This window comes from Methylibium sp. T29, from assembly GCF_000576205.1.
Lineage (GTDB): Bacteria > Pseudomonadota > Gammaproteobacteria > Burkholderiales > Burkholderiaceae_C > Methylibium > Methylibium petroleiphilum.
Map to the genome: position 1 here is coordinate 1 of NZ_AZND01000124.1, position 10,192 is coordinate 10,192.

Annotated in this window: 9 protein-coding genes and 1 pseudogene; 4 read left to right on the forward strand and 6 right to left on the reverse strand. The window is 67.0% G+C overall.

The annotated features are described in order from the left end of the window. Window positions 1-92 precede the first annotated feature (92 nt). The 5 genes from x551_RS14130 to x551_RS14150 all read right to left on the reverse strand — a co-directional run bounded on the left by x551_RS14130 (window position 93) and on the right by x551_RS14150 (window position 4,301). On the reverse strand, window positions 93-893 hold the full coding sequence (locus x551_RS14130) for an ABC transporter ATP-binding protein (RefSeq protein ID WP_011828989.1): 801 nt from the start codon (window positions 891-893) through the stop codon (window positions 93-95). A gap of 10 nt (window positions 894-903) precedes the next feature. Then, window positions 904-1,821, reverse strand: a complete 918-nt coding sequence (gene ntrB / locus x551_RS14135; protein WP_036230539.1) for a nitrate ABC transporter permease — start codon at window positions 1,819-1,821, stop codon at window positions 904-906. A 15-nt stretch (window positions 1,822-1,836) separates the two neighbouring features. Beyond that, window positions 1,837-3,090: a CmpA/NrtA family ABC transporter substrate-binding protein gene (locus x551_RS14140; protein ID WP_011828991.1), complete on the reverse strand. Its 1,254-nt coding sequence runs from the start codon at window positions 3,088-3,090 to the stop codon at window positions 1,837-1,839. A gap of 194 nt (window positions 3,091-3,284) precedes the next feature. Further along, entirely contained in the window at window positions 3,285-3,917 is a 633-nt protein-coding gene (locus tag x551_RS14145; protein ID WP_011828992.1) for an ANTAR domain-containing protein, read from the reverse strand. Window positions 3,918-4,019: 102 nt separating this feature from the next. Continuing rightward, complete coding sequence (locus x551_RS14150; protein ID WP_011828993.1) at window positions 4,020-4,301, reverse strand: MarR family transcriptional regulator; 282 nt, start codon at window positions 4,299-4,301, stop codon at window positions 4,020-4,022. A 197-nt stretch (window positions 4,302-4,498) separates the two neighbouring features. Between x551_RS14150 and tsaD the strand changes: the two genes are divergently transcribed. Then, window positions 4,499-5,545 (forward strand): tRNA (adenosine(37)-N6)-threonylcarbamoyltransferase complex transferase subunit TsaD, encoded by a 1,047-nt coding sequence (tsaD, locus tag x551_RS14155; protein WP_036230548.1) that lies wholly within the window; start codon window positions 4,499-4,501, stop codon window positions 5,543-5,545. Between the two features lie 31 nt (window positions 5,546-5,576). Here the strand turns inward: tsaD and x551_RS14160 are convergent, their stop codons facing one another. Next, on the reverse strand, window positions 5,577-6,035 hold the full coding sequence (locus x551_RS14160) for an Hsp20/alpha crystallin family protein (RefSeq protein WP_051495589.1): 459 nt from the start codon (window positions 6,033-6,035) through the stop codon (window positions 5,577-5,579). A gap of 140 nt (window positions 6,036-6,175) precedes the next feature. On the opposite strand from x551_RS14160, the gene x551_RS14165 reads away from it, so the two are divergent. The 3 genes and pseudogenes from x551_RS14165 to pnp form a co-directional block, all read left to right on the forward strand. Beyond that, window positions 6,176-7,342, forward strand: coding sequence for a pyridoxal phosphate-dependent aminotransferase (locus x551_RS14165; protein WP_036230549.1), 1,167 nt, complete (start codon window positions 6,176-6,178; stop codon window positions 7,340-7,342). 140 nt (window positions 7,343-7,482) lie between these two features. Continuing rightward, the gene (rpsO, locus tag x551_RS14170; RefSeq protein ID WP_011828997.1) at window positions 7,483-7,752 is read left to right on the forward strand and encodes a 30S ribosomal protein S15; all 270 of its coding nucleotides are present in this window, start codon (window positions 7,483-7,485) and stop codon (window positions 7,750-7,752) included. A gap of 224 nt (window positions 7,753-7,976) precedes the next feature. Continuing rightward, window positions 7,977-10,192, forward strand: a pseudogene (gene pnp, locus x551_RS14175) (polyribonucleotide nucleotidyltransferase); the annotation flags it as partial.

Genomic DNA, 10,192 nt, shown 5'->3' on the forward strand with positions numbered 1-10,192 from the left:
CCCTGCTGAGGAGACAGCGACTGCGCGGCTCAGGCGCCAGTCACTGCATCTTCAGCAACTGGTATGCCAGGTGTGTGGCAGAACCGCCTGACTCACGCGGCCTCGCGTTCGACGTGACCGTGACGCGTGTACAGGAAGTCGAGCACTTCCTTGCGGTAGTGCACATAAGCGGGATCTTCGGCGAGTTCCACCCGCAGGCGCGGGCGCGCCAGGTCCACCGTCAGGATCTCGCCGATGGTGGCGGCCGGGCCGTTGGTCATCATCACCACGCGATCGCTGAGCAGTACCGCCTCGTCGACGTCGTGGGTCACCATCACGACGGTGCTGCGGGTGCGTGCCACGATCTTCAGCAACTCGTCCTGCAGATGGGCGCGGGTGAGGGCATCGAGCGCGCCGAACGGTTCGTCCATCAGCAGCACCTTGGGCTCCATCGCCAGCGCACGGGCGATGCCGACGCGCTGCTTCATGCCACCGGAGATCTCGTGGGGGCGCTTCGCGATCGCGTGCGACATGCCCACCAGCGCGAGCGCCGCCTGAGTGCGTTCCTTGAGCTGTTCCTTCGACTCGCTCGCGCCGAACACGCGCTCCACGCCGAGGTGCACGTTCTCGTAGCAGGTCAGCCACGGTAGCAGCGAGTGGTTCTGGAACACCACCGCACGCTCCGGGCCCGGTGCCGCGATCTCGCGGTTGTCGCACAGCAGCACGCCACTGCTGGGCGTCAGCAGGCCGGCGATCAGGTTGAGCAGGGTCGACTTGCCGCAGCCCGAATGGCCGATCAGCGTGATGAACTCGCCGCGCTCGATCTGCAGGTTGATCTCGCGCAGCGCATGGAAGCGGCCCTTGCGCGTGGTGAACACCATCTCGGCGTTCTGCACTTCGATGAAGCTGGTCATGGGAGTCTCCTCAATCGTCGAAGCTGAAGCGGCGTGCGATCAGCATCAGCGCCTGCTCGAGCAGCAGACCGACGATGCCGATGACGAAGATCGCGATCAGGATATGGGCCACGTTCAGGTTGTTCCACTCGTCCCAGACCCAGAAGCCGATGCCGACGCCGCCGGTCAGCATCTCGGCCGCCACGATCACCAGCCAGGCCGTTCCGACCGACAGGCGAACGCCGGTCAGCATGTAGGGCAGCACGGCGGGGAACAGGATGCGCGTCATCACCTTCCACTCGCTGAGGTTCAGCACCCGTGCCACGTTCAGGTAGTCCTGCGGCACGCGCTGCACGCCGACGGCGGTGTTGATGATCATCGGCCAGATCGAGCAGATGAAGATCGTCCAGATGGCCGCCGGATTGGCGGCCTTGAACACCAGCAGCCCGATCGGCAACCACGCCAGTGGCGACACCGGTCGCAGCAGGCTGATCAGCGGCGAGATCATGTGGTTGACGAAGCTGAAGCGCCCGAGCACGAAGCCGGCCGGAATGCCCACCAGCGCGGCAAGCCCGAAGCCCAGCGCAACGCGTTCGAGCGAGAACAGGACGTTCCAGCCGATGCCCTGGTCGTTCGGGCCGTTGTCGTAGAACGGATCGCTGAACAGCTTCGCGAACTCGGCCCAGGTGGCCGCAGGCGTCGGGAAGGCGCCGCCGTTCATCGTGAGCAGCGCCCAGATGCCGATCAGCAGGCCGGCGCCGAAGATGGGCGGCAGCACGCGCAATGCGAGCCCGCGCCAGTCGAAGGGCTCGGCCGGAAGGCGGGCCGCCGGCCTGGCCGAAGGCAGGTCGGCTACGGACGCCGCCAATGCGGGCTTGCTGACACTCACCGCGGCGGGCGTACCGGCGAGGCCGGCACCCGAGGGATCGTGGAACACGGCACTGACCATGGGGTTCTCCTTGCTTTAAGCCTTGATCTTGAATCCGTCGGCATAGGCCTTCGGGTTCTTGCCATCCCAGACCACGCCGTCGATCAGCTTGCTGCTGCGCATCGAATCCTTCGGCACATTGATCTTCATGGCGCTCGCCACGTCCTTGTAGAGCGCGATCTGGTTGACCTGCTGCGCCACGGCCAGGTAGTCCGGGTGTTCCTTCAGCAGGCCCCAGCGCTTGTGCTGCGTGAGGAACCACATGCCGTCGCTCAGGTAGGGGAAATTGACGGCCCCGTCGTTGAAGAACTTCATGTGATTGGGATCGTCCCAGGTCTTGCCGAGACCGTTCTGGTAGCGACCGAGAATGCGCTGGTTGATGGCATCCACCGAAGTGTTGATGTACGCCTTCTGCGCAACCGTCTCGGCCATCTTCATCTTGTTCTGCAGGCCGGCGTCGATCCACTGGCTGGCTTCCAGCACGGCCATCATCACTGCGCGCGTGGTGTTCGGGTTCTTCTTGACGAAGTCGTTGGTCGTTCCCAGCACCTTCTCGGGATGGTCCTTCCAGATGTCCTGCGTGGTGTTGGCCGTGATGCCGATGCCGTCCATGATGGCGCGGTGGTTCCAGGGTTCGCCCACGCAGAAGCCATCCATATTGCCCACGCGCATGTTGGCCACCATCTGCGGTGGCGGCACCGTGATGAGCTTCGCGCCGGACAGGGGGTTGATGCCGGCGGCCGCCAGCCAGTAGTGCATCCACATCGCGTGCGTGCCCGTCGGGAAGGTCCCGGCGAAGGTGTACTCCCGCTTCTCCGTCGCCATCAGCTTGGACAATGAAGGCCCGTCGACGGCGCCCTTGTCCGCAAGGGCTTTCGACAGCGTGATCGCCTGACCGTTGTTGTTGAGCGCCATCAGCACGGCCATGTCCTTCTTGGGGCCGCCGGTACCGAGGTGCACGCCGTAGATCAGCCCGTAGAGGACGTGCGCCATGTCGAGCTCGCCGTTGACCAGCTTGTCGCGCACGCCGGCCCAGGACGCTTCCTTGGTGGGCACGATCTTCACGCCGTACTTCTTGTCGAAGCCGAGCACCGAGGCCATCACCACGGAGGCGCAGTCGGTCAGCGGGATGAAGCCGATCCGCACCTCGTCCTTCTCGGGCTTGTCGGAGCCGGCGGCCCAGACGGCGGATTGCAATCCAGGCACGGCGCCGACGGCGGTGGCGGCTGCAGCGGCTTTCAGCATGGTGCGGCGGCCCAGCAGGGCGCGGTTGGCGATGTCGTTCGGCATGGCATTCGGACTCCAGAAATCAGGCTCAAATGAAAAACGGCGCCATCACGACCACACAGCCCTGGAGCGGTGCGGGGTGAGACGCCGTCGTCTGCTGCGGTGTGGCCGAGCGTGGCCGCACCGGAAAGGGGATCGCCGTTGATCCTTGGGTGCACTGCAGCAAACCTCGTGCCAGAGCGGGAAGATCGAGCGCCTCAGCCCAGCATGTCGGCCACGTCGATCAGGCGTTGCGCGACCTCCGCGACCCGCAGGCCGCGGTCCATCGCTGTCTTGCGCAACCGGGCGTAGGCCTCGTCCTCGCTGAGTTGCTGGCGGCTCATCAACAAGCCTTTGGCGCGGTCGATCAGCTTGCGGTCGCTGAGCTGCGTGCGCGCGTCGGCGAGTTCGCGGCGCAGGGCTTCCTCGTGCTGAAAGCGTGCGAGCGCGACGTCGAGCACCGGTTTGATGCGCTCGGGCGCCAGGCCGGCGACGACATAGGCCGTCACGCCGGCGGCGATGGCCGCGCCGACGTGGCTGGTGTCGGCGTCGTCGGTGAACAGCACGATGGGCCGGCGTTCGTCGCGCGTGGACATCACGACGTGCTCGAGCGTGTCGCGCGCCTGGCTTTGCGCGTCGACAACGATCATGTCAGGCTGGATCTGCGCGATGCGCTCGGGCAGGAAGGCATCGATCGGCAATACCGCGACGATGTTGTAGCCGTTGGCCAGCAGGCCGATGCGCAGGCTGCGCGAGCGTTCCGCCTCGACGAGTGCGTCGTCGTCGTCCGCGGCCGGGGTGAGCGATTCCGGTGCGACGATGACGATGCGCAGCGCCTGGAGAGAGGTCATGTTGGCTGCGCTGCAAGGAGCGCGCCAACGGCCACCACGCCGACGCTGGAAATGACAAGGCCCGCTCGAGGCGGGCCTTGTCACGGAGTCGGTACCGTGAGTCTAGATCGGGCTCTGTGTCGCGAAGGCGCGGCGCCACAACGCCATCGGCAGCAGCTTGCCGAGCGCGGTGGGCGGTGCGGCGTGCGGACGTTCGTCGAGCAGTTCGCGCTCCGACAGCGTGTCGAGAAACTGCATCACCGCCGAACGTGCTAGGCCGCTCTCGGCCATCAGCTGGCGCACGGTCACGTGGCGGTGGGACATCTGGTGCAGCATGCGCCGGTAGGCCGTGCGATGGAATCCTGCCGGCAGGTCGGGCCAAGCGGAAAGCTTGTACTGTTTCATGGGGCGATCTACCGGGAGCGCGGCCTCACGCCGCTGTGAACGCAGGTTAACCAGCGCGCCCGGACTGCGATAGGTCGACAGTCCCGAATATCGTGTTTTCCGTCACACCCGCCATGTGACCAAAGGAAACGAATGGCATGGTTTTGTGGCAGGGCCGGTGCTCGAGGTCACCGGAATCGCCTCACTACACTCCTGCGATGCTGATTCTCGGCTTCGAATCTTCCTGCGACGAAACCGGCGTGGCGCTGGTGGCGGCCGACCATGGCGAGCGCCCGCGACTGCTTGCCCACGCCTTGCACAGCCAGGTCGCCATGCACGAGGCCTACGGCGGTGTCGTGCCCGAACTCGCCTCGCGCGATCACATCCGTCGGGCCTTGCCGCTGACGCGACAGGTGCTTGCCGAGGCGGGCCGGGCGTTGGCCGATGTCGACGTGGTGGCCTACACGCGCGGTCCCGGGCTGGCTGGCGCGCTGCTGGTCGGCAGCGCGGTGGCCTGCGCGCTCGCCGCGGCGCTGGACCGGCCGGTGCTGGGCATCCATCATTTGGAGGGTCATCTGCTGTCGCCCTTCCTGTCGGTCGATCCGCCGCAGTTCCCGTTCGTGGCGCTGCTGGTCTCGGGCGGGCACACGCAGCTGATGCGGGTCGACGGTGTGGGCGATTACGCGTTGCTTGGCGAAACGATCGACGACGCGGCCGGCGAGGCCTTCGACAAGTCGGCCAAGTTGCTCGGCCTGGGCTACCCCGGCGGACCGGCGCTTGCCCGCCTTGCGGAGTTCGGCGACCCGACCGCCTATGCGCTGCCGCGGCCGTTGCTGCACCGGGATACGCTCGATTTTTCCTTCGCCGGACTCAAGACCGCGGTACGCACCCAGGTTCTGAAGCTCGGTGAGGGCGTCTGCGAGCAGCCGCGTGCCGACCTCGCGGCTGCCACGCAGGCCGCGATCGTGGAGGTGCTGGTGAAGAAGTCGCTCGCCGCGCTGCGGGCCACCAGGCTGCAGCGGCTGGTGGTGGCCGGTGGTGTGGGGGCGAATCGCAGCCTGCGGTCGCAGCTCGATGCCGCTTGCGCGAAGCGCGGCGTTCGTGTGCACTATCCGGAGGTGTCGCTGTGCACCGACAACGGCGCGATGATCGCGCTGGCCGCGGCCATGCGGCTGCAGGCCGGCCGCGCGACCGCACGACGCGACCACGCGTTCGACGTGCAGCCGCGCTGGCCGCTCGCCGCGCTGGACGTCGGGGTGCCCTGAGCGAGGCCCCGACGTTCGGTTCGCCGCCGGATCAGCCGACGGCGAGCTGCGTGGCCGGCTTGAGCTTCTTGGTCAGTGTCAGGCTCAGCACGCCGTTCTCCAGGCGAGCCTGGGAAGCGGACTCGTCCACCTCGACCGGCAACGTGAAGCTTCGGGCGTAGGCAGTGCGGCTGCGTTCGCGCACCAGCAACTGTTCGCCTTCGGCGGCCGGCGCGTCGGCGGGCGACGAAGCCTCGATGCTGATGCGCTTGCCGTCGATCGTGACCTTGACGTCTTCCTTCGCGACGCCGGGCATGTCGAGCTGCACGCTGTAGGTCTGCTCGGTCTCGCGCAGATCCAGTGCAGGCTGGCGGGTGACGTGCTCGGAAGCGGCGGCGGCGAAGACCCGTTCGACGTTGCCGTCGAACAGGCGGTCGAAGGCGCGGCCCAGGTTGCGGGCGTGGCCGTTGTAGGCGTGGCGGTGGGTGCGGGTGATGGGCATGACGAACATGGCGTTCTCCTAGAATCAGGTGGAAGGCAGCGAACGGCTGCCCATGCCGCCGAATTGAGAGCGGCATTTTTGTTTTCAAGGCCGTTGTATTTCGAGGCGCCGCCCTCACGCGGAGCGGCCTTTTTCGGGGGATCCCAGCGATGCGCGAGCTCATCCGGCAGCTGCCCGGCTCCAAGATCCGCGAGGTGGCCAATGCCGGGTTGGGCCGCAGCGACGTGCTGGCGTTCTGGTTCGGCGAGGGCGACGAAGTGACGCCCGGTTTCGTGCGCGACGCGGCCGTCGCGTCGCTGAAGCAGGGCGAAACCTTCTACTCGCACAACCTGGGGCTGCATGAACTGCGCGAAGCGCTGGCCGGCTATGTCGGTGCGCTCCACCGGCCGCTCGGGCCGGAGCGGATCGCCGTCACTTCCTCGGGCGTGAACGCGCTGATGATCGCGATGCAGGTCCTGGTCGGGGCCGGCGACGAGGTCGTGGCGGTCGTGCCGGTCTGGCCCAACCTGACTGCGCAGCCGGTCATTCTGGGCGCGCAGGTGACTCGCGTGCCGCTGCGGCCGCAGTCCGGCGCCTGGCGACTGGATCTGGACGAACTGCTGGCGGCGGTCACGCCACGCACCCGCGTGCTGCTGGTGAATGCGCCGAACAACCCTACCGGTTGGACGCTGAGCCGGGACGAGCAGGCGGCGATCCTGGCGCACTGTCGTCGCACCGGCACCTGGATCGTTGCCGATGAGGTTTACGAGCGGCTCTACTTCGGGGGCGGCGCGAGGGCCGGGGGGCCGCCGGCGGCGCCGTCCTTCCTCGACGTCGCCGACGCCGACGACCGCTTGCTGGTGGCGCACAGCTTTTCCAAGAGCTTCCTGATGACCGGTTGGCGGCTCGGCTGGCTGGTGCTGCCACCGGCCTTGCTGGACGCAGTGGGCAAGCTGATCGAGTTCAACACCTCGTGCGCGCCGGTCTTCGTGCAACGGGCCGGACTGGTGGCGGTGGAGGGGGCGGCGGCAACGCTGCCGAGCCTGGTCGGACACCTGCGAACCTGTCGCGACACCTTGCTGCCGGCGCTGCAGGCGCTACCCGGCTTGGAGGTGGCGGTGCCCGAGGGCGGCATGTACGCCTTCTTCCGCGTGGTGGGCGAGACGGACTCGCTGGCGTTCGCGAAGCGCCTCGTGGCCGAGGCTGGCCTGGGCCTTGCACCGGGCGCGGCCTTCGGGCCGGAGGCCGAAGGCTGGCTGCGCTGGTGCTTCGCGTCGAGCGACCCGGGCCGCCTGACGCAAGGGGTCGAACGCCTGCGGCAGGGACTGCGGCTATAATTTCGAGGTTTCGCGGCCCGCGGCTGCGTAACGTCAGCACGGCATGGGTCGGTTTCACCCGTGACCGCAAGTGGAAATCCGAAACCGTGGCACGCCGTTCCTGCGAGCGTCAGCGGTTTCATCGCAACCAGGAAACAGACATGGCAGTTGCCGACCTCAACATCTCCGAAATCGTCAAGTCGAACGCGCGCGGTGCTTCCGACACAGGATCGCCCGAAGTGCAAGTGGCCATCCTGACCGCTCGCATCAATGACCTGACCCCGCACTTCAAGACCCACGCCAAGGACCATCATGGTCGTCGCGGCCTGCTGAAGATGGTGAGCCGCCGCCGCAAGCTGCTCGACTACCTGAAGGGCAAGGACGCCGACCGCTATACCGCGCTGATCCAGAAGCTGGGCCTGCGCAAGTAAGCCGAATCGCATGACGAAGAGCCTGTCTGGCACCCCCAGCGCAGGCTCTTCGTGTTTTGGAGCAAGCCGCACGCGAGCGTCGATGTGTCATTCCAACGCGATTGCCGTTGCAGACGCGCTGGAATGGCATCCCGCTCGAGCGCTGAGCTCCCGGTGACAGGCGCCACCGATCGCGCCCCGAGTCGCCCCGGCGTACCGCGCCGGGCATCCAATTGGAGACAAGCATGAGCCTGTTCAACAAGATCACCAAGACCTTCCAATGGGGTCAGCACACCGTCACGCTGGAAACCGGTGAGATCGCCCGTCAGTCGGGGGGTGCGGTCATCGTCGACATGGACGGCACCGTGGTGCTGGCCACGGTCGTGGCCGCCAAGAACCCGAAGCCGGGCCAGGACTTCTTTCCGCTGACCGTCGACTACATCGAGAAGACCTATGCCGCCGGCAAGATCCCCGGCAGCTTCTTCAAGCGTGAAGGCCGCCCGAGCGAACTGGAAACGCTGACCAGCCGCCTTATCGACCGTCCGCTGCGCCCGCTGTTCCCGGAAGGCTTCTACAACGAGGTGCAGGTCGTCGTGCACGTGCTGTCGCTGAACCCCGAGGCGTCGGCCGACATCGCCGCGCTGATCGGCTCCAGCGCTGCGCTGGCGATCAGCGGCATCCCGTTCAACGGCCCGATCGGCGCGGCGCGCGTGGGCTACATCAACGGCGAGTACGTGCTCAACCCGGGCCCGACGCAGCTGGCCGATTCCAAGCTCGACCTGATCGTCGCCGGCACCGAGGCGGCCGTGCTGATGGTGGAGTCCGAGGCCGACCAGCTGCCCGAAGACATCATGCTCGGCGGCGTGGTATTCGGTCACGAGCAGGGCAACATCGCCGTGCGCGTGATCAATGAGCTGGTGCGCGAGGCCGGCAAGCCCGAGTGGCAGTGGACCCCGCCCGCCAAGGACGAGGACTTCATCGCCAAGGTCAATGGCCTGGGCGAAGCCAAGTTGCGCGCGGCCTACCAGATCCGTTCCAAGCAGGATCGCACGCAGGCCACCCGCGCGGCCTACGCCGAGGTGCTGGCCGCACTGGCCGCCGAAGGCGCGGCGGTCGACAAGGTCAAGGTCGAGAACCTGCTGTTCGACATCGAGGCCAAGATCGTGCGCAGCCAGATCCTGGCCGGCGAGCCGCGCATCGACGGCCGCGACACCCGCACGGTGCGTCCGATCGAGATCCGCTCCAGCGTGCTGCCGCGCACCCACGGCTCGGCGCTGTTCACGCGTGGCGAGACGCAGGCGCTGGTCATCACCACGCTGGGCACCGAACGCGACACGCAGCGCATCGACGCGCTGGCCGGCGAGTTCGAGGACCGCTTCATGTTCCACTACAACATGCCTCCTTTCGCCACCGGCGAGACGGGCCGCGTGGCTCGCCCAAGCGCCGCGAGATCGGCCACGGCCGTCTTGCCAAGCGCGCGCTGATCCCGGTGCTGCCGAAGAAGGACGAGTTCGCCTACGCGATCCGCGTCGTCTCGGAGATCACCGAATCGAATGGCTCCTCGTCGATGGCCTCGGTCTGCGGCGGCTGCCTGTCGATGATGGACGCGGGCGTGCCGCTGAAGGCCCACGTGGCTGGCATCGCGATGGGCCTGATCAAGGACGGCAACCGCTTCGCGGTGCTGACCGACATCCTGGGCGACGAGGATCACCTCGGCGACATGGACTTCAAGGTGGCCGGCACGACCACCGGCGTGACCGCGCTGCAGATGGACATCAAGATCCAGGGCATCACCAAGGAGATCATGCAGGTGGCGCTGGCGCAGGCCAAGGAAGCGCGTCTGCACATCCTCGGCAAGATGGTCAAGGCGCTCGGCGGTGCGAAGGAAGAGCTGTCGGTGTTCGCGCCGCGCCTCTACGTGATGAAGATCAACCCCGAGAAGATCCGCGACGTGATCGGCAAGGGCGGCGCCACCATCCGCGCGCTGACCGAGGAGACCGGCACGCAGATCAACATCGAGGAAGACGGCACCATCACCATTGCGTCGACCGACGGCGACAAGGCCCAGGCGGCCATGAAGCGCATCGAGGAGATCACGGCCGAGGCCGAGATCGGCAAGGTCTACGAGGGCCCGGTCACGAAGATCCTGGACTTCGGCGCGCTGGTCAACATCCTGCCCGGCAAGGACGGGCTGCTGCACATCAGCCAGATTGCCCACCAACGCGTGGAGAAGGTCACCGACTTCCTGACCGAAGGCCAGATCGTCAAGGTCAAGGTCCTGGAGACCGACGAGAAGGGGCGCATCAAGCTGTCGCTGAAGGCGCTGCTCGAGCGGCCCGAGGGCTATGTCGAGGAAGAGCGCCCGCGCCGTGAATACGGTGACCGGGGCGATCGCGGTGACCGCGGCCGTGACCGGGGCGACCGCCCGCCGCGTCGCGAGCGTGGCGACGCGCCGCAGGCC